Source organism: Burkholderia sp. MSMB1078WGS (genome assembly GCF_001528895.1).
Lineage (GTDB): Bacteria > Pseudomonadota > Gammaproteobacteria > Burkholderiales > Burkholderiaceae > Burkholderia.
In genome coordinates, this window is sequence record NZ_LPDI01000082.1 from 59181 (window position 1) to 78841 (window position 19661).

The following is a 19661-nucleotide window of genomic DNA, read 5'->3' on the forward strand; positions in this document are numbered from 1 at the left end:
GTGCTATCGTATGCGCCGCGTTCGGTGCTCGCATGCGCATTCCGCGCATGCAGTTAAACGGGAAACAGGAGGCGGATGTCCGCCCGGCCTGTGCTGTCCCCGCAACGGTACGCCGCCCGCGCAACGCGCTTTTCCGCACGTGCGCCCAGGCCGCCCGCGATGCCACTGCCCTTCGACCGGGCGGGAAGGCTGCGGTCTGGCAAGCGGCCAGCCCGGATACCGGCCGACGCAAGGGGCGAGCGCGATGCTCGCCGAACGCCCGATCCGCGGGGGACGGATGGGGTGCGCATTCCACCCGCGTTCGCGCGGGGTTTCGCCCGATCCGTCATGCACTGCCTGCCCGCCGGCCGCCGATGTGCCGCCCGCCTTCCCCGTTCCACTGTGTCGACACGGTGCGCACCGTGCCGCGCGCGATGAGCCGCGCATGGCTCGTCGGCGCGGGCCCCGGCGACGCCGACCTGCTGACGCTCAGGGCCGTGCGCGCGATCGGCGCGGCCGACGTGCTGCTCGTCGACGATCTCGTGAACCCCGACGTGCTGCGCCATGCGCGCGCCGACGCGCTGATCGAGCACGTCGGCAAGCGTGGCGGCCATGTGTCGACGCCGCAGGAGGCGATCGTCGCCGCGATGCTCGCGCACCTGCGCGCGGGCCGCAGCGTCGCGCGGCTCAAGGGCGGCGATCCGTTCGTGTTCGGCCGCGGCGGCGAGGAACTGGTCGCGCTCGGCGCGGCGGGCTTTCCGGTGGAAGTCGTCAACGGCATCACCGCGGGCATCGCCGCGCCGGCCGCGCTCGGCATCCCGGTCACGCACCGTGGCGACGCGCAGGGCGTGATCTTCGTCACCGGCCACGGCGCGGGAGCCGACGAGCCCGACTGGCGCGCGCTCGCGGCCACGCGCATGACGATCGTGATCTACATGGGCATCCGCCGCCTCGACGCGATTGCCGCGGCGCTGCGCGACGGCGGCCTGCCCGGCGATACGCCGTGCGCGGCGATCGAAAGCGCCACGCGCCCCGAACAGCGCCACCTGCTCGCGACGCTCGATACGCTCGTCGAGCGTGTCGGTGCGGCCGGTATCGGTTCGCCTGCGATCGTCGTGATCGGCCGCGTCGCGGCGCTCGCCGACGATCCGGCGGTGCGTGCGGCGCTCGGCGGCTGCGCATGATGCGCGTCGCGCTCGGCGTCGGCTTTCGCGCGGGCGTCACGGCCGCGCAACTCGATGCCGCAATCCGTGCCGCACTCGCGCGCTACCCGGCCGCCGAACCGGCGCTCGTCGCGACGCTCGCCGACAAGGCACGCGCCCGGGCGCTGCGCACGCTGTGCGCACGCCGTGGCTGGCCGCTCGTCGCGTTCGATGGGGCGCAACTCGCGAGCCGCCCGGAACTGGCCGCGAGCGGCCCGTCCGGCGCCGCGCTGGCGCGCTTCGGCATCGCGGGCGTGGCCGAGCCGTGCGCGCAGCTCGCCGCGCCGCACGGCCGGCTGCTCGGCCCCAAATCCATCCGGGACGGCGTGACGGTCGCGCTCGCCGGCCCGCTCTGAACCCGTTGTTTCGCTTTCGACAGGACGATTCCCGATGAAGACCGATTCCGAATCCCATCAGCGGATGGCCGAACGCCGCCGCGCCGGCCACGAGAAGAAGCAGGCCGCCGCCACGCAGGAAAAGGGCCTGCTGATCGTTCACACCGGCAACGGCAAGGGCAAGAGCACGGCCGCGTTCGGGATGGCCGTGCGCGTGCTCGGCCACGGCATGCGGCTCGGCGTCGTGCAGTTCATCAAGGGGGCGTTGCACACGTCCGAGCGCGACTTCCTCGGCGCGGTCGCGCAATGCGATTTCGTGACGATGGGCGACGGCTATACGTGGAACACGCAGAATCGCGACGCCGATATCGCGACCGCGCGCAAGGGCTGGGGCGAGGCGCGCCGGATGATCGACAGCGGCGACTACCGGATGGTGATCCTCGACGAACTGAACACCGTGCTGAAGTACGAATACCTGCCGCTCGACGAAGTGCTCGCGACGCTCGTCGCGCGTCCGGCGTCGGTGCACGTCGTCGTCACCGGGCGGCATGCGCCCGATGCACTGATCGATGCAGCCGATCTCGTCACCGAAATGCGGCTCGTCAAGCATCCGTACAAGGAGCAAGGCGTGAAGGCGCAGCGCGGCGTGGAGTTCTGAGCATGCCGGCCTGCCCCGCGCTGTTCGTCAGCGCCCCCGCGTCGGGCCAGGGCAAAACGTCGGTGACGGCCGGCCTCGCGCGGCTGCACCGCCGGCTCGGCCGCCGCGTGCGCGTGTTCAAGACCGGCCCCGATTTTCTCGATCCGATGCTGCTCGAACGCGCGAGCGGCGCGAGCGTGCATGCGCTCGACCTCGGGATGGTCGGCGAGGCCGGTTGCCGCGCACTGCTCGCCGAAGCCGCGCGCGACGCGGACCTGATCCTGATCGAAGGCGTGATGGGGCTGTTCGACGGCACGCCGAGCAGCGCCGATCTCGCGGCCGCGTTCGGCGTGCCGATCGTCGCGGTGATTTCGGCGAAGGCGATGGCGCAGACGTTCGCGGCGATCGCCTTCGGGCTCGCGCGGTTCCGGCCGGGATTGCCGTTTCACGGCGTGCTGGCCAATCGCGTCGGCTCGGGTCGGCACGCGCAATTGCTGCAACAGGCGTTGCCCGACGAGCTGCGCTGGCTCGGACACGTGCCGGCCGATGCGGGCATCGCGCTGCCGGAGCGACATCTCGGCCTGCATCGGCCGGCCGATATCGACGATCTCGACGCGCGGCTCGATCGCGCGGCCGATGTGCTCGCACAGACGGCGCTGGCCGACTTGCCGCCGGCCGTCGCGTTCGCGGAACCGGACGTGGCCGCGCCGCTGCCGCGCGCGCTGGCCGGCAAGCGGATCGCGGTGGCGCGCGACGCGGCGTTCTCGTTCATCTATCCGGCCAATCTCGCACTGCTGGATACGCTCGGTGCGACGCTGCGATTCTTCTCGCCGCTCGCCGACGAACCCGTGCCCGACGATTGCGATGCGCTGTTTTTGCCGGGCGGCTATCCGGAACTGCATGCGGCGACGCTTGCCGGGAATGCCGTGACCGCACGGACGATTCGCGCGCACGCGGCAGCCGGACGGCCGATCGTCGCGGAATGCGGCGGGATGGTGTATTTGTGCGAATCGCTGACCGATGCGGATGGCTCGACGACGCCGATGCTCGGCCTGCTGCCGGGGCATGCGACGATGCAGCGCCGGTTCGCGGCGCTCGGCATGCAGCAGCTCGATACGCGCACCGGGCCGATGCGCGGTCATACGTTCCACTATTCGCGGCTCGCGACGCCGCTGGAACCGGTCGCGCACGCCGCGCGCCCCGACGCCGCGCGGGACAGCGGCGAAGCCGTCTACCGGAGCGGCGCGATCGTCGCGACGTACATGCACATGTACTGGCCGTCGAATCCGGATGCAGTCGTGGCGTTGTTCAGCGGGGACGCGTTCTAGATAGCTGGATGCGGCGCTCGGATCGAGGCCGCGCGTTCGCCGTTCCGAAGCGGGGCCGATGCTCGGCCCGGCGCCGCGTGCCTCGCCTCGTCCGTCACACCAGAAACGCCTCGGTCAGCTTGACCCAGTACGACGCGCCGGTCGGCAGCGCCGCGTCGTTGAAGTCGTAGCCGGGGTTATGCACCATGCAGCCGCCCTCCCCGTCGCCGTTGCCGATGATCAGGTAGCAGCCCGGCCGTTTCTCGAGCAGGAACGCGAAATCCTCGCTGCCGGTGAGCGGCACCATCCCGTCGATCAGGTTGGCTTCCCCGACCCATTCGCGAGCGACGCCGCGCGCGAACGCCGTCATCTGAGCATCGTTCACGAGCACCGGGTAGCGGCGCTGGTAGTCGATCGTCGCGGTCGCACCGAACACGGCCGCCTGCGCATGCACGACCTCGTTGATGCGCGTTTCGAGCAGGTCGCGCACCTCGGGCTTCAGCGCACGCACCGACAGGCGCATCTGCGCACGATCGGGAATCACGTTCGGCGCCTCGCCCGCATGGATCGCGCCGACCGTGACGATCGCCATGTCGAGCGGCGACACGTTGCGCGACACGATCGTCTGCAGCGCCAGCACGATCTGCGCGCACACGACGACCGGATCGATCGCCCGGTGCGGCACCGCGCCGTGACCGCCGCGGCCCTGCACGTCGATGACGACGGTATCCGACGACGCCATGAACGCCCCCGGCAGGAAACCGAATTTGCCGGTCGGAAAGCCCGGCATGTTGTGCATCGCGAAGATCGCGTCACACGGAAATTGCTCGAACAGCCCTTCGTCGAGCATCTTCTTCGCGCCGCCGAGCCCTTCCTCGGCCGGCTGGAAAATCAGGTTCAGCGTGCCCGAGAAGCGGCGTTCGCGCGCGAGGTGTTTCGCGGCCGCCAGCAGCATCGCCGTGTGGCCGTCGTGGCCGCATGCGTGCATCTTGCCCGCGATCGTGCTCTGGTACGGCAGGCCCGTCGCTTCGTGGATCGGCAGCGCGTCCATGTCGGCGCGCAGGCCGAGGCGCTGCTTGCCGTCGCCCACTTTCAACTGGGCGACGACGCCGGTGCCGCCGAGCCCGCGATGCACGGTGTAGCCCCACGACTGCAATTGTTCGGCGACGAGATCGCTCGTCGCGAATTCCTCGAAACCCAGTTCGGGATGGGCGTGGATGCGATGCCGAATCTCGATCATTTCGTCGGCGAGGCCTGCGGGAATCACGCTGTGCGTCACGGTGTCGTCTCCTGATGTGCGATGAGGAACATGCAGGCAACGATAGTCGATTCGGCAGCAACCGGACAGACGGAAAGTCGTCGCGGTAGCAACCGGTGGTTGCTATATGGAAATATGGCTCAGGGCACATGGTGGCCGGCCATCCGGACGACTGACGCGGCCGATCCGGCCGTGCGACACTGGGCGTCCTGTCGCGAATTCTCGTGCAAGAGGGGTGGTCGTGGTCATTTATGCGCCTGAAATACTGCCTTTATCTCAAAGACTTACGAGATTATGTTCACTCTTTGACGTTTGTACATTTTTTGTGTACGCTGATAAAAAAGTGAACAAGCGATCCTCGTTGATGCCCAAGAACGCCACTCTCCCGATGTCGGAACAGCAGGTGCTCGACGAAGCGTGCGCCGCGTTCGGCCGCATAACCCCGCGCTTCAACGCGCGGCCCGTGCGCGTGCCGGCGGCATACCGCGCGCGTGCCGACGCGATGATTCGCTTCGACGTGGCGGGACAGGTGGTGGAGATGCCGGCCGCCGTGAGCCTTCGTATCGAATCGCTGGCGGGCGCGCTCGCGGAACTGCGTCGCCGCAGAGGCGGGACCGCACACGCGCCCGGCGAGCGGCCGCTGATGCTGGTCGCACCCTACCTTTCCGGCGAACTGGCCGCCGGCCTGATCGACCAGGGTATTCCGTTTCTCGACACCGCCGGCAACGCATGTCTGATCCAGCCGGAAGCGACCGTCATGATCGCGGGCCGGCCCAAACCTGCACGCACGCCGCGCCGGCAGGCGTCACGCGCGACGACGCCGAAGGGGCTGGCCATGATGTTCGCGCTGGCGACGCAGCCGGGCCTGGTCGCGCAGCCGTATCGGGAGATTGCCGCCGCGTCGGGCGTCGCGCTCGGCACGGTCAATCTCGCGATGGACGATCTGATCGCGCGCGGTCTCGTCGGGCAACGCCGCAACGGCGAGCGCCTGATTCCCGACTGGCCGCGCTTCGTACAGGAATGGGCCGCGCTGTACCCGAGCCGCTTGCGTGCGAAGCTGCCGAGTCGCCGGTTTGCCGGCCTCGCGCCCGACTGGTGGCGCGGCTTCGATTTCGCGGCCTTCGATGCGCAACTCGGCGGCGAGCCGGCGGCCGATCTGCTGACGCACGATCTGAAGCCGGCCGCGATCACCGTCTATACGCACGGCGCCGTGCCGAACCGCCTGCTGCTGCAGGGCCGCCTGCGTCCGGACGCGCACGGCGACGTCGAAATCCTCGAAGCGTTCTGGCCGCGCTCGCCGGCACTCGACTGGCGCGAGCAAGATGTGCCGCTCGTGCCGCCGCTCCTGATCTATGCGGATCTCGTCTCGTCCGGAGACAGCCGCAATCTTGCCGCCGCCGAACACATCCATGACCGATACCTCGCCCACCCGCCCGCTTGAAGTCGATGCGAGCCGCCCGCTCGAGCCGGCGGCGGTGGCGCTGCTACAGTCGGTCGGCGCGGCCTGCGCGCAACTCGACGCGGCATTCGTCGTGGCCGGCGCGACCGCACGCGACATCCTGATGTGGCATGTCCACGGCATCCGGCCGGTGCGCGCGACGCGGGACGTCGACGTCGCGGTGTGCGCGGTCAGCTGGCCGTTTCATGCACGGCTCGTCGATACGCTCGTCGCGACCGGGCAATTCGCCCGCGCGCCGAAGCATCGGCAGAAACTGCTGTTCGACAGCGGTACGCAAGGCTTTCGCACGGAACTCGACCTCGTGCCGTTCGGGCCGCTCGAAGCGCCGCCCGGCGAAATTGCATGGCCGCCCGGCGGCGACTTCGTGCTGAACGTGCTGGGTTTTCAGGAGGCGGTCGATACCGCGCTGACCGTGTCGATCGGCGCCGGCATCACGGTGCCGGTGGCGAGCCTGCCGGCGCTCGCGCTGCTGAAGCTGCTCGCGTGGAAGGACCGACGGGCACGCCAGAACAGCGACGCGTACGACCTGCTGTTCCTGCTCACGCATTTTCACGATGCGGGCAATCGCGAGCGCATCTGGGACGTCGCGCCCGACCTGCTCGAACGACATGGCTTTCAGCCGGAACTGGCGGCAGCGGCGCTGCTCGCGCGTGACGCGAAGCGCGCCGCGTCGCCGCATACGCGCGATGCGATCCGCGCGCTGTTGTCCGACGAAGCGACTTACGCGACGCTCGGGCAGGATCTGCAGGCCCGCGCGTTCGCGCTCTTGCCAGGTGAATTCAATGACGATGCCGACCGGTATCTCGATGCGTTCCGCGATGGCTTCCTCTCGGATCCGCCCGTTCGTCGGGCATGACATGCTGCCGCGCGACGGCAATACCGTCGTGCATTCGCCGCGTCATGCCGAGGCTGCCCAGTCTTCGAGCGGCAACCCCGCGACACGACTGAATTCGCGACCATTGTTCGTGACGAGCACCGCACCGGCTGCGATCGCGTGGCCGGCGATCGAGGCGTCGTTCGCGCCGATCGGCGTGTCGCGTGCGGCAAGGTCGGCGCGGATCGCAGTCGTTGCATCGATCGCCGCGGTATCCCACGACAGCACGCCGTCCAGCCGCGCGACAAAGCTCGTCACGAGCTCGGCATGCTTCGGCGATGCCTTTCTGCCGACTGCACCAAACCGCATTTCGGCATAAGTAACGGCCGATACGACGATCCGGTGCTGCGCGTTGACGCACGACTGCAACCGCGACAGCACCGCGGGCGGCCGCTCGCGCATGATGAACGAACAGATGTTCGTATCGAGCATGTAGAGCGTGGTCACCGCTTGGACTCCGTCGGCGCATCGGCGTCGCCGGACAAGTCGAAGCGGCCGGATTCGATGACGGCCGGGCGCTCGGCAAGGAAATCGGCATCGGCCAGCGGTTCGTTCGCGAACGACAGCCACGTGGGACGGACCGGCCGTAACAGCAGCGTATCGCCCTCGCGGCGGATCTCGAGCTCCGTGACACCCTCGAACTCCATGTCCTTCGGGATGCGGATTGCCTGGTTACGGGCGTTCTTGAAAATGGAAACGGTGCGCATGAGCCACTCCATGGGAGTACGATGCGCCCACTGTAGACATATGCTGGCATATGTCAATTTGGCGGGAGGCGAATCCACCGTTGCGCCCCACGTGGTCGAGGATGTCTGATTCATGCTGCCGGCCTGTCGTCGATGATAGGAGCAATCCATTCTTCATGACGCAGGCCGCGCGGTCCATATACCGGACGGCCAATGCATACGCATCGCAAGGCCGCGCACACCGTCGCACCGACGCTGCGCGCGCCGCCCCTCATGGCAACCGGAAAGTGTCAAAGAACGTATCGCGCTCGATCACGGTGAGCGCCGCGCGCTTGTGCGGGAAATCGAACTCCTTCAGCGTGTAGAACCCGAGCCGATGCATGTACGCGATATGCCGCACGTGGTCGACGCGCGGCTCGCCGACGAGCCGCTGCGTGCGCGGCTCGTCGACGAACATGTAGTGCAGCACCCCGCTCCACCACGCATGCAGCTTGCCGGCGCTCTGAAAACGCGAGTCGCCGATCAGCAGGTGCAGCCCGCGATCGTAGTCGTGCGCATCGTAGAACGGCGCGAGGCGGTCCTCCTTCGCCCAGTAGAACTCGAAATAGCCGAACGGCGTGTCGTCGAAATAGCCGATCATCGGGTGCATGTGCGGGTCGGCGAGCCGTTCGGCGAGATACGCCGCATGCTCGTCGCGCGTGCCGCGCTGGTCCCAGAAATGCGCGACACGGTCGAGGTTCATCCAGGTGCTGAACAGGTCCGCGTGCGCATCGATGTCGACGGTGCGCAGGCTGAACGTCATGCCGACCTGCGGCATCGCGCGGGCATAAATCTCGCCGGCCGGCGACGGCGGCCGCACCGGATGCCGATGGCCGTTCGTGATCGCATAGCGCAGCGGCATCCCGCCCGACGCGGGCGCCTTCAGCCACGGCCGCGGATTCTGCCAGAACGTCGTGCGCGACACGGTGAGCCGCAGCGTGTCGCCCGCGACCTGCGCGCCGTCGATCACGCCTTCGCGCACCGCACGCGCGACGTACGATGCCACGGCCGCCGCATCGGCGCCGCCGAGCGGCACCGAGATCGTCGCCGCATCGTGCCGCGTGTCGGTGTTGAACAGTGCGACGAAGGTCGCGAGCAGCGCGTCCGGCGCGTCGTCGGGCCGCCATGCGTCGAGCGCCTGCTCGACGACGGCCGCCGCCTGCCCGTGCGCGGCGCCGTCGAGCGCCGCGGCCACTTCACCTTCGACGGCGTCGGCCGTGCCGGCCGGTTTCGTCAGCGTGTCCTGCATCACAATGCTCCCGCGTCGTGGCGATCGGCGAGCACGTGCAGCCCGCGTTCGAGCGCCGGAAACAGGCTGCGCTGGAAGTTGTTCCAGCGCAGTTCGAGAATCGTGTCGTCCGGCGCGATCGGCGTGTCGAGCACGTCGCAGATCACCTCGCCGGAATCGATACCGTTGTCGACGTAGTGGAACGACGCGCCCGTCATCGTCACGGGGTCGACGGACGACGTCGCGCCGGTGGCCCAGTCGACCCGTTCGCCGCGTGCGCCGTGCAGCGCGTCGAGCGTCGCCCACGCGCCGCGCCGCTGGTACGGCGAATCGTCGGCCGTGATGCCCGGGTGGATGTTCGCGATGCGCCGGTGAAAACGCGCGCCCGGCCGCACGAGTTCGTCGAGGATCACGAGCAGCCCGTCGAGCACGACGATGTCGGCGTCGAGTTCGAGCAGGCGCTCGAGCAGGCGGCGCTCGAATGCCTGTTTGCCGGTCACGCGCTCGCGCGCGTCGCGCGGCAGCCGCCGATACGTCGACGCGATCGTGCAGAACAGTTCGTCGACGGGCCGGCCTTGCACCGTCAAGCCCTCCGGCAAGATCCACGGGCGGCCCGGCGTGCGTGCGAACCCATAATCGGCCACTTTCGCGCGGTCGGATGGCGACCCGTCGTCGTCGTCGACGATCACGCCCCGGAGCGTGTAGCGTTCGCCGAGCGGCGAATCGTTCAGGCGCTCGACGAGGAATTCGAGCGGCGCCTTCATGTAGCGCGTGCCGCCGCGATAAGCGACCGGCTGGCCGGCACGATCGGCCGCGCCGTTGCGCAGCGACTGGATGTAGACGAGATTTTTCTTCGGCATGGAGGCGTCGTGGAAAAAAGCGGACGAAGGCGCCGCGGCCGGCCCGCGCCGGCCACGCAGGCCGGCCGGCGAGCGGCGGCGCGCGACGTCACCAGTTGTATTTCGCGGTCGCGATCACCGTGCGGTCGGTCCCGAAAATGCAGACGTTCGCCGATTGGCAACCGCTGATGTAATGGCGATTGAACAGGTTCGTCCCGTTCACGGCGAAGCGCCAGTTACGCGTGTCGTAATGCAGGCCCGCATCGAACAGCGTGACGCTCGACACCGTCAGCGAGTTGTCGGCCGCACCGGCCGACGCGCTCTGGTAGCGAATGCCGCCGCCGAGGCCGAAGCCTGCGAGCGGGCCGGTGTGCCACGTCCAGTCGGTCCACAGCGACGCCATCTGGCGCGGACGCGGAATGTCGACCGGCCAGTTGTTCAGCGAGACATCGTTGGCCTGCACGTTCTTCACGTCCTGATAGACGTACGACGCGATCACCGACAGGTTTCGCGTGACCTTGCCGGTCGCGCTCAGCTCGATCCCGCGCGAACGCACTTCGCCCGTCTGCACGGACTTCGTGCCGGTGTCGTCCTGGCTCGGCAGCGCCGGCGTCAGCACGTTGGTCTGGTTGATCTGGTAGATCGCCGCGTTCAACATCAGGTTCTTGCCGGGCGGCTGCCAGCGCAGGCCGGCCTCGATCTGCTTGCCGCGCGTCGGCTGCGGCAGCCCGCCGCCGAGCAGGTTCACGCCGATCAGCGGATTGAACGACGTCGCGTAGCTGATGTACGGCGACAGCCCGTAATCGCCCTGGTACGTGAGGCCGACGCGGCCGGTGAACGCCGTGACGTCCGCCTTCGTCGACGTGCCGGCCGCGCGGTCGTCCATCCGCATGTTGACCCAGTCCTCGCGGCCGCCGAGCGTCAGCGTCCAGCGGTTCCACTTGATCTGGTCCTGCGCGTACAGGCCGAACGTGTTCATCGTCGTGTACGTATTCGTGCGGTACGTGGTGTTCGGATCCGAGAACACGGCCGTCGTGACCGGCGTATAGACCGGGTTGTACAGGTTCAGTGTCGGCGCGGCGGCCAGCCATTCGCTGTCGGTCGTGGTCTGACGGTTGTACTGGAAGCCGAGCAGCAGCGTGTGCTGCAGCGGCCCCGTCGCGAAGCGGCCCTCGAGGTTGTTGTCGATGTCGAAGCGGCTGTAGTTCATCTGGAACACGCCGGCCCAGCGATTGACGGTGGTCAGCGTGTCGTCCGAGAAGCCGTTGCCCCACACCGAACCGTTGTCGAGCGACAGGTGCATCAGGCGCGTGTTCTGACGGAACGTCCAGGCCGGCGTCAGGTTGCGCTCGAACTGGTAACCGACCGACCACTGCTTCTTGCGGTAGTAGTTGAAGTTGCCGTCGCCTTCGTAGATGTCCTTGTCGATCTGGCCGTTCGGGTTCGGCAGCACCGTGCCCTGCGCCGGCAGGAAGTTCGACGAGATGTCGCCCCAGTCCTGCAGGTAGGTCGCGGACAGCGTCAGCGACGTATCCGCGTCCGGGCGCCAGCGGAACGACGGCGCGAGTGCGACGCGCTGATCGTTGTTCGGTCCCGTCAGTGCATTGCCGTCGCGCGCGACGCCGACGAACCGGTACGCATACTTGCCGTCCGGATCGAGCTTGTCGCCGACGTCGATCATGAACTGCTTGCGTGCGTAGTTGCCGATCTGCACGCCCGCTTCGCGCACGCGCTCGCCGTCGGCGAGCTTGGTGTGCACGTCGATGATCGCGCCCGGATCGCCCGCACCGTACAGCACCGAGGTCGGCCCGCGCAGCACGCTGATGCTGTCGATCATGTACGGATCGACGCGCCAGCTCGCGAGGTTGATCGTGTTCGGCACCTGCAGCCCGTTCACGTAGGCGGTCGGCGTGAAGCCGCGCAGCGCCGCGTACCAGTCGGAGCGGTTGTCCGATCCGTACGACGAGAAGCCCGGCACGTAGCGCAGCGCCGCGTTCACGTCGGTGGCGCCGGTCATCTCGATCTGCTGCGCGGTGACGACGTTGATCGTCTGCGGGATCTCGTTGAGCGGCGTGTCGGTCTTGGTGCCGGTCGTGCTGCGCTTCGCGACGAGCCCGACCGTGCCGTCTCCCGCCGAGGCCGCGTTGACGGTGATCGCCGGCAGCGTGCCGTTTTGCGCGCCCGTCGACGGATTCGCCGTCGCGCCGTTCTGCGCACTGCTCGCCGACGCCGCGGCGCCTGCGTTCACGGCCGGCGCCGTCTGGGCATAAGCGTGCCCTGCCGCCGCCGTACCGAACGCCACGCTTGCCGCGGCTGCGATCGCACGCAAACGCGTGCCTGTTGCCCACTCCATCTTCTTCTGCTCCACTTTTTTCATGCGGTCTCCGACCGCGCCTTTGTCAAAGAGCGAAAGCCATCCGGCCCGCGCTCACCCCGTTGTTCGGTCGTTTTTCATGCGTTGCCCGGGCCGCGCCTTCGTCATGCGCGGACGCGATCCCGTCTTCGAGCGACGCGCAGATTTCGTCCGCGCGGCGCGCCAGTACCGACAGCAGCGTGTCGGACAGGCCGTGGCTGTCTTCGCAGCAGCCTTGCAGATAGATGCGCGGCGCGAAGTGCTCGGGCGTCGCGAGCAGGTAGTCGCGCGTCACGTCGCCGCGCGCGAGCGCATCGCCCAGATGCGGCGCGAGGCCTTCGAGCAGCGCCGAATGCGTGTCGCGGCGGTAGCCGGTCGCGAGCACGAGCGCGTCGAAGCGCTCGACGCGCGTGATGCCGCTCAACCGGTCGCGCAACGTCAACTCGATGCGGCCGTCGGCGGTGCGCACCGCGGCCTCGATCGCGCTGTTCGCGAGCAGCGCATGACGCGGCGTGCCGTCGATGCGCTGCAGGTACAGCATTTCGTAGATCTGCTCGATCAGCGGCCGGTCGACCACCGCGTAGTTCGTGTCGCGATAACGCTCGAGCAGCGCGCGGCGCGCATCGTGCGGCTGCGCATAGACGACGTCGGTGAATTCGGGGCTGAAGATTTCGTTGACGAACGGGCTGTCGTCGGCCGGCTTCAGCGCGCCTGCGCGCATCACGAGGCTCGCGTCGACGTGCGGGAAGCGGCGCGCGAGGTCGATGAACACCTCGGCCGCGCTCTGCCCCGCCCCGATCACCGCGACGCGACGTCGCTCGCCGTCGGGCGACGCGACGAGCCGGTCGATGTCGGTCAGGTAGGATGACGAATGGATCACGCGGTCGCGGCCGAGCGCGGCGAACGCATCCGGAATCGCCGGCGTGCCGCCGACGCCGACCGACAGCGCACGCGTGACGCGCTGGCGCTCGTGGCCGGCCGCGTCGCGCGACAGCACGCGCAGTGCGTCGATCCTTGCCCCCTCGCCGCGCACGGGTTCGATCCCGAGCACGGTCTCGCTGTAATGGACGCGATCGTCGAACGCGTCGGCCACCCAGCTCAGGTAGTCGTGGAATTCGACGCGGGTCGGATAGAAATTCTTCAGGTTCACGAATTCGTTCAGCCGGCCGCGTTCGAACAGGTAGTTGATGAACGTGTAGCGGCTTTTCGGATCGCGCATCGTGACGAGATCCTTCAGAAACGAGATCTGCATCCGGCAGTCGTCGAGCAGCATCCCGCGATGCCAGCCGAATTCCGGCTGGCGCTCGACGAAGCAATGGGCGAGCGCGTGCACGCCGCCGCGCTCCGCGAGGCGCACGGCCAGCGCCAGATTCGACGGCCCGAAGCCCACGCCGATCAGGTCGAATACGGTTTCTCTCTGCATGTCTCAGCTCCCTTGTCGGTGAATCCGGCCCGTCAGACGTGACGGCCGGAGAAGAACGTCTCGCGCAGCGTGCGCATCCACAGCGGCTGCGCGTCGGCCAGCGCGAGACGGCGCTGCCGCGCGAAGCCGTGCCGCGCGAGATGGTCGGCAACCCGCGTGTGGCCGGCCGGAACGGCACAGCCGACCGCATCGGTACGCAGGTCGTCGAGAAACAGGTAATGCACGACGGACGGCAGCCAGCCGGCTACGCGGTGCGGGCCGCGCCAGCGCGGCTCGCCGACCAGCATCCGCAGCCCGCGGTCGTAGTCGCGCGCCGCGACGTGCGGCGCGAGCGCGTCCTCCTTCAGCCAGAACGCTTCGAAATACGCGAACGGCTCGCCGTCGAAGCAGCCGACGAGCGGCGTGACGTGCGGATCGGTTTCCTGCGGGCCTGCCGCGCCGCATGGCGCGGGCCGTGCGCCCGGCCAGCCGTCGCGCACACGCGGTTCGTCGAACCAGCGCGCGAGCCGCTCGGCATCCTCCGCCGGCTGCCAGCCGCGCAGCGTGAAGCGCACGCCGAGCGCCGGCAGGTCGCGCGCGTAGACGTCGCCGCGCGGCGCGGGCGGCCGGAGCGGATGACGCCGGCCGTCGGTGATCGTCGGCAGCATCGCGCACGGCGGAGGCGCGCCGACGCGCCACAGGTCGGCCTGTTGCGCCCAGCCGTCGCGCACGCAGCGGCCGCCGTCGGCGAGGACGCCGCTCGCGCGCAGCGCGTCGAGCGCGACCGCCGGCCAGGCGGCCGGGTCGAGCCGGATCGCCGCGTGGCGCGCGCTGTCCGAGAACGCCGCGGCCAGCGCGGCCAGCAGCGCCCGCCGCTGATCGGCCGGCGCCGCGCGATGGTTGTAGGCGACGAGGCGCAGCGCGCCGTCGTCGCCAAGCTGCGCGCGCAGCAACTGCGCGCCGATCCCGTCGCCCTGCGCGACGCGAATCTCCACGCCGTCGCGCACGGCGAACAGGCCGTCCGCGAACGCGAGGCGGTAGGTATCGAGCATCGTGAATCCGTCCGGACGCACCTCAGCCAGCATGGCGCGCCTCCTGTCCCGTTTGCGCTTGCGCATCGAGCCGCGCGCCGAGCGCTGCGAGCGTCGGCGCCGCGAACACGTCGGCGACCGTCAGCGCATGGCCGGCACGGCTTGCGGCATCGACGAAGCGCACGACGTCGAACGACGTCGCGCCGGCTTCGAACAGGTCCGCATCGGGCTCGGGGGCGGCCGTCGCGAACGTGTCCGACCACAGCGCGGCGAGCACGGCAGCGGCATGCGACGGCATGGCGTGGATCCGTGTCGCGCCGTCGGCGCGTGCGCCGAACGCGACGCGCGTATCCGCGCGCTCATCGGGCGCGCCGAGCACGGCTTCCGACGCACCGGCGAAACGCGCGACTTCGTCGTGATACAGATCGACGAGCGTGTCGACGAAATCGCGCGCGAGCAGTTCGTCCGCATACGAGAACGCGGCGCTCACGCGGCCGTCCGGATGCTCGACGACGTCCAGCTCCAGCGTAAACACGACACGATGGCGCACGTCGTCGAATTCGGCCAGCGACAGGCCGGCCCAGTCGCGCGCGGCCGCACCCGTCGGGCGCAGGTAGTTGAACATCACCTGGAACAGCGGATTGGCCTGCGCGGCACGCGGCGCACGCAACGCGGCCACCACATCGGCGAACGGCACGTCGGCATGCGCATACGCGGCGAGCGCCGTGTCGCGCACCTGTGCGAGCACGTCCGCGCGACGCGCGGCCGGGTCGATGCGCGTGCGCACGACGACCGCGTTGATGAACAGGCCGAGCGCCGCGCGGGCCGCGTCGCCCGTGAGCGCGCGCGTCGACGCGAGCACGCCGACCGGCTGGTCGGCCACGCCCGTCGCGCGGAACAGCGCGGTGTTGAGCGCCGCGTGCAGCAGCATCGGCAGCGTGGCGTGCGACGCCGACGCGGCGTCGCGCGCGGCGCGAATCAGTTGCCCATCGAATTCGAACGCGATGCGGGCCGCGCGCCATTGCGGCACGGCCGGCGCGTCGGCACGCTGCGGCAGCACGCGCGACGGCAGATCGGCGAGCGCATCGCGCCAGTACGCGACACGCGCCGGATGGCAAGGCGCCGGCAGCACGAGCGGCAGGGCCGGCTGCACGGCTTCGTCAGGCTGCACGGCGCCGCGCCGCACGCGGGCGACATAGCGGGCGCGCACCGCGTCGAGCCACAGCTCGATCGATTCGCCATCCGACACGATGTGGTGAATCGTCAGCGACAGCACGTGATCGTCCGCGCCGAGCCGCAACACGCGAGCGCGCCACAGCGGCGCGTCGGCCGCGAGGTCGAACGGTGCGAGCGCATCCGCGTCGGTCAGCGCGGCCGCGCGGGAGAGCGCATCGGCGTGGGCCGACAGGTCGGTCACCGGCAGATCGACGGCAATGTCCGCGTCGATCCGCTGGCCCGGCAGCGCGCCGTCGCGAGCGACGAGCCGCGCACGCAGCGCCGGATGCACGGCCGCCGCATCCGAGAACGCCCCGCGCAGCGCCTCGACATCCAGCGGGCCGCGCACGCGCAGCGCGACCGGAATGTTGTACGCGGCGCTGTCCGGTTGCGCGCGCCACAGGAACCACAGGCCGAGTTGCGCGGGCGACAGCGGCCATACGCCGTGCGCGTCCGGCTTGACCACCGCGACGCCCGGCGCCGCGGCGCCCGCATGCGCGGCGCGCGGCGCATCGGCCACCTGCAGCGCGTATTGCGCAAGCACGGGTGCCTCGAACAGCGCACGCACCGGCACGTCGCGGCCGAGCCGTTCGGCCACGCGCGTCGCGACGCGCACGGCCGCGAGCGAATGACCGCCGAGATCGAAGAAGTGATCGCCGCGGCCGACGCGCTCCAGGTTCAGCACGTCGCACCAGATCGCCGCGAGCACGGCTTCGTCGCCGTCGTGCGGCGCCTCGTACTCACGTTCGATACGCACCGGCGCCGGCAGCCGCGCGCGGTCGACCTTGCTGTTCGCGTTGCGCGGCAGCGCGTCGAGCACGATCAATTGCGCGGGCACCATGTAATCGGGCAGCGTGCGGCGCAGATGCGCGTCGAGCGTCGCGGCTTCGACCGGCTGCGCGGCTGCCTGCGCGTCGGCGGTCAGTTCGACGTACGCGACGAGTTGCGCGAGCGCGCCCTGCCCGTGCACGACCGCGCATGCTTCGCGCACCGCGTCATGTGCGGCGAGCTGCGCTTCGATTTCGCCGAGCTCGATGCGCAGGCCGCGCAGCTTCACCTGGTGATCGACGCGGCCGATGAAATCGAATACGCCGTCCGCGCGGCGCCGCACGAGGTCGCCGGTGCGGTACAGTCGCGCGCCCGGCGCGCCGTACGGATCCGGCACGAAACGCTCGGCCGTCAGCGCCGGGCGGTCGAGGTAGCCGCGTGCGACGCCGATCCCCTCGCCGCCCAGATACAGTTCGCCGATCACGCCGACCGGCAGCGGATGCAGCCGCGCGTCGAGCACGTGCGCGGTGCGCGCGCCGACCAGCGTGCCGATCGGCAGATACGCGGCGTCGCCGAGCTTCGCGAGATCGTCGCCGGGGCGAAACATCCACAGCGTCGGCGTGATGACCGTTTCGGTCGGGCCGTAGCCGTTGACCACGCGCACGTTCGGCAGCGCACGGCGCAACATCGCGAACGCCTCGCGCGACGTCGCCTCGCCGCCGACGGTCAGCGAACGCAGCGTCGGCGGCGCGCCGTGCGCAAGCGCCCATTCGGCGAGCTGTGCCGCGCAGCCGGGTGGCACGTAGGTCATCGTCACGCCGTCGCGGATCATCATCGCGCAGGTCTGCGCGGGCGGCCACAGCACGTCGGCCGTCACCGACACGGCGGCGCCCGACATGTATTGCGAAAACCAGCCTTCGTGCGCACCGTCGAAATTGACCGACTGGAACAACAGGAACACGTCGTTCTCGCCCGCGCCGTAACGCTCGGCGATCGCCGCGCAATGCAGCGCGAACGACGCGTGGTCGACGATCACGCCTTTCGGCTTGCCGGTCGAGCCCGACGTATAGATCGCATAGGCCGCGTGGCCGGGCAGCACGTCCGGCAACGCGACGTGCGCGGCTTCGTCGAGCGCATCGATCGCATCGGCGCGCCACACGCGCAGCGCAGGCAGTTCGGGCAGCGACGCGGCGCTCGCGGCGTCGGTCAGCACGTGCGCGATGTTCGCGTCGCCGACGATCTGCGCGAGCCGTTCGCGCGGGTGAGCCGGGTCGAGCGGCACGAACGCGGCGCCCGACTTCAGCACCGCGATCAGCGCGACGAGCAGGTCGACCGAGCGCTGCAGCGCGACGCCCACGCGCATCTCGGGCCGCACGCCGGCCGCCACCAGATGACGCGCCAGGCGCGCCGCGCGGTTATCGACTTCGCCGCGCGTCAATGCGCGATCGACATCGGCGACGCCGCGTGCGTCGGGCCGCGCGTGCGCATGCGCGGCGATGCGCACATGCACCGGAACGAACGGCTCGGCAGCGGTCGCGCCGGCCGGCGCGTTCCACGCGAAGAGCTGCGCGCGTTCGTCGGCAGGCAGCCAGTCGAGATCGCCGATCGGCATGTCGGGGCGCGCGAGCGCATCGGTCAGCAGCGTGACGAAGCGCGCGGCCAGCCGTGCGATCGCATCCGCGTCGAACAGGTCGAGCGCGTAGATGAAAGCAGCGTCGAAGGTGCCGTCCGGCGTCGCTTCGACGGACAGCGTCAGGTCGAATTTCGCGGACGGCGTGCCCGACGGCAGCAACGCGGCCGATGCCGAGCCGAGTGCCGGCAGCGCGCGGCGTTCGCCGTACGCGGCCATCACCTGGAACAGCGGATGATGGCTTGCACTGCGCGGCACGCCGAGCGCGTCGACCACCTGCTCGAACGGCACGTCCTGATGCATCTGCGCGTCGACGAGCGCGCGCTGCGTACGCGCGACCAGCGACGAGAAATCGCCGTGCGCGGGCACGTCGACGTCGATCGCCAGCGTGTTGACGAAGAAACCGATCAGGCCCGCGACTTCCGCGCGCTCGCGGTTCGCGGCCGGCACGCCGACGCAGATCCGTGCGTCGCCGGTCGCGCGCGCCAGCAGCGCGTCGAGCGCGGCGAGCAGCACCGCGAACGGCGTCGCGCCGGCCGCGGCCGCGAACGCGCGCAACCGCGCACCGATGCGCGCATCGAGCGAAAACACATGACGCGCGCCGCGCGCACTGCGCCGCGCCGGCCGCGCGGTCGCGCCGGGCAGCGTCAGCACGCCGCGCTGCGGATCGAGCCGCTCGCGCCAGAACGCGAGCTGACGGTCGCGCTCGCCGGCGTCGAGCCAGCGGCGCTGCCACAGCGCGTAGTCGGCGTACTGGATCGGCAGCGGCGCGAGCGGCACCGGCTCGCCCGACGCATACGCGCGATAGAACGCCGCGAGTTCGTCCAGCATCACGCCCGACGACCAGCCGTCCGACACGATGTGATGCACGGTGAGCGCGAGCCAATGATGCGTCGCGTCGAAGCGAATCAGATGCGCGCGCACGAGCGGCGCCGCCCCGAGATCGAACGGTTCGGCTTCGTCGGCCGTCGCGAGCGCTTGCGCGCGCGCCACGCGCTGCGCATCCGGCAACGCATCGAGATCGGTTTCGCGCCACGGGCAGCGCAACGGCGCGTGGATCGTTTGCGCGACGCCGTCCTGCGCTTCGTCGAAGGTCGTGCGCAGCGCCTCGTGGCGCGCAATCAGCGCATCGCATGCGAGACGCAGCGCATGCACGTCGAGCGGGCCCGTCAGCGCCAGGCGCTCGGTGATGTGGTACGCGTCCGGCGCATCGATCAGCCGCGCGTGCAGCCACAGCCGCGTCTGCGCGAACGACGCCGGCACGCGGTCGCTGCGCGGCGTGCGCGGCGGGATGGGGAGCACGCGGAAGTCGATGCCGGCCGCGCCGAGCTTGTCGATGAAGACCGCGCGCTGCGCGTCGGGCAGTTGCGCGAAACGCGTCGCGAGCGCGAGCCAGTCGGGTTGAACCTTCGTCATCCG

General features: G+C 69.9%; 15 protein-coding genes and 1 riboswitch. Of the genes, 6 read left to right on the forward strand and 9 right to left on the reverse strand.

Annotation, left to right across the window (positions count from 1 at the left end; translation table 11 throughout):
• The first annotated feature begins 5 nt into the window (after positions 1-5).
• Positions 6-243, forward strand: a riboswitch (cobalamin riboswitch).
• 110 nt (positions 244-353) lie between these two features.
• Genes cobA through WT24_RS19120 form a run of 4 tightly spaced genes read left to right on the forward strand, consistent with a single transcriptional unit; the run spans position 354 to position 3481 of the window.
• Positions 354-1163, forward strand: a complete 810-nt coding sequence (gene cobA / locus WT24_RS19105) for a uroporphyrinogen-III C-methyltransferase (protein ID WP_179949375.1) — start codon at positions 354-356, stop codon at positions 1161-1163.
• Entirely contained in the window at positions 1160-1537 is a 378-nt protein-coding gene (locus tag WT24_RS19110; protein ID WP_060035529.1) for a cobalamin biosynthesis protein, read from the forward strand. The genes cobA and WT24_RS19110 overlap by 4 nt, the downstream gene beginning before the upstream one ends.
• Positions 1538-1571: 34 nt before the next feature.
• Positions 1572-2174 carry a cob(I)yrinic acid a,c-diamide adenosyltransferase gene (gene cobO, locus WT24_RS19115; protein WP_060035531.1) on the forward strand — a complete coding sequence of 201 codons (603 nt, stop codon included), beginning with the start codon at positions 1572-1574 and terminating at the stop codon, positions 2172-2174.
• A 2-nt stretch (positions 2175-2176) separates the two neighbouring features.
• On the forward strand, positions 2177-3481 hold the full coding sequence (locus WT24_RS19120) for a cobyrinate a,c-diamide synthase (protein ID WP_060035533.1): 1305 nt from the start codon (positions 2177-2179) through the stop codon (positions 3479-3481).
• 94 nt (positions 3482-3575) lie between these two features.
• Here WT24_RS19120 and WT24_RS19125 read toward each other — a convergent pair whose 3' ends face one another.
• Positions 3576-4739: a M20 aminoacylase family protein gene (locus WT24_RS19125; protein WP_060035535.1), complete on the reverse strand. Its 1164-nt coding sequence runs from the start codon at positions 4737-4739 to the stop codon at positions 3576-3578.
• 343 nt (positions 4740-5082) lie between these two features.
• On the opposite strand from WT24_RS19125, the gene WT24_RS19130 reads away from it, so the two are divergent.
• Both WT24_RS19130 and WT24_RS19135 read left to right on the forward strand, forming a co-directional pair.
• Complete coding sequence (locus WT24_RS19130) at positions 5083-6159, forward strand: type IV toxin-antitoxin system AbiEi family antitoxin (RefSeq protein WP_059498937.1); 1077 nt, start codon at positions 5083-5085, stop codon at positions 6157-6159.
• Entirely contained in the window at positions 6128-7033 is a 906-nt protein-coding gene (locus WT24_RS19135; RefSeq protein WP_059498938.1) for a nucleotidyl transferase AbiEii/AbiGii toxin family protein, read from the forward strand. The genes WT24_RS19130 and WT24_RS19135 overlap by 32 nt, the downstream gene beginning before the upstream one ends.
• A gap of 42 nt (positions 7034-7075) precedes the next feature.
• On the opposite strand, the gene WT24_RS19140 is transcribed toward WT24_RS19135, so the two are convergent.
• The 8 genes from WT24_RS19140 to WT24_RS19175 all read right to left on the reverse strand — a co-directional run bounded on the left by WT24_RS19140 (position 7076) and on the right by WT24_RS19175 (position 19658).
• Positions 7076-7498, reverse strand: a complete 423-nt coding sequence (locus tag WT24_RS19140) for a PIN domain-containing protein (RefSeq protein ID WP_059789866.1) — start codon at positions 7496-7498, stop codon at positions 7076-7078.
• Positions 7495-7758 carry a type II toxin-antitoxin system VapB family antitoxin gene (gene vapB, locus WT24_RS19145; protein ID WP_059499090.1) on the reverse strand — a complete coding sequence of 88 codons (264 nt, stop codon included), beginning with the start codon at positions 7756-7758 and terminating at the stop codon, positions 7495-7497. Before vapB ends, WT24_RS19140 begins: the two co-directional genes overlap by 4 nt.
• Positions 7759-8008: 250 nt before the next feature.
• Entirely contained in the window at positions 8009-9025 is a 1017-nt protein-coding gene (locus WT24_RS19150) for a GNAT family N-acetyltransferase (RefSeq protein WP_059498939.1), read from the reverse strand.
• On the reverse strand, positions 9025-9864 hold the full coding sequence (locus tag WT24_RS19155) for a N(5)-hydroxyornithine transformylase PvdF (RefSeq protein ID WP_060035537.1): 840 nt from the start codon (positions 9862-9864) through the stop codon (positions 9025-9027). Before WT24_RS19155 ends, WT24_RS19150 begins: the two co-directional genes overlap by 1 nt.
• Before the next feature lie 88 nt (positions 9865-9952).
• Positions 9953-12220: a TonB-dependent siderophore receptor gene (locus tag WT24_RS19160; protein WP_060035538.1), complete on the reverse strand. Its 2268-nt coding sequence runs from the start codon at positions 12218-12220 to the stop codon at positions 9953-9955.
• Between the two features lie 22 nt (positions 12221-12242).
• Entirely contained in the window at positions 12243-13619 is a 1377-nt protein-coding gene (locus WT24_RS19165; RefSeq protein WP_060035540.1) for a lysine N(6)-hydroxylase/L-ornithine N(5)-oxygenase family protein, read from the reverse strand.
• A gap of 32 nt (positions 13620-13651) precedes the next feature.
• Positions 13652-14683, reverse strand: coding sequence for a GNAT family N-acetyltransferase (locus WT24_RS19170; protein WP_060035542.1), 1032 nt, complete (start codon positions 14681-14683; stop codon positions 13652-13654).
• Positions 14673-19658 carry a non-ribosomal peptide synthetase gene (locus WT24_RS19175; protein ID WP_060035544.1) on the reverse strand — a complete coding sequence of 1662 codons (4986 nt, stop codon included), beginning with the start codon at positions 19656-19658 and terminating at the stop codon, positions 14673-14675. Before WT24_RS19175 ends, WT24_RS19170 begins: the two co-directional genes overlap by 11 nt.
• Between the last annotated feature and the right edge of the window lie 3 nt (positions 19659-19661).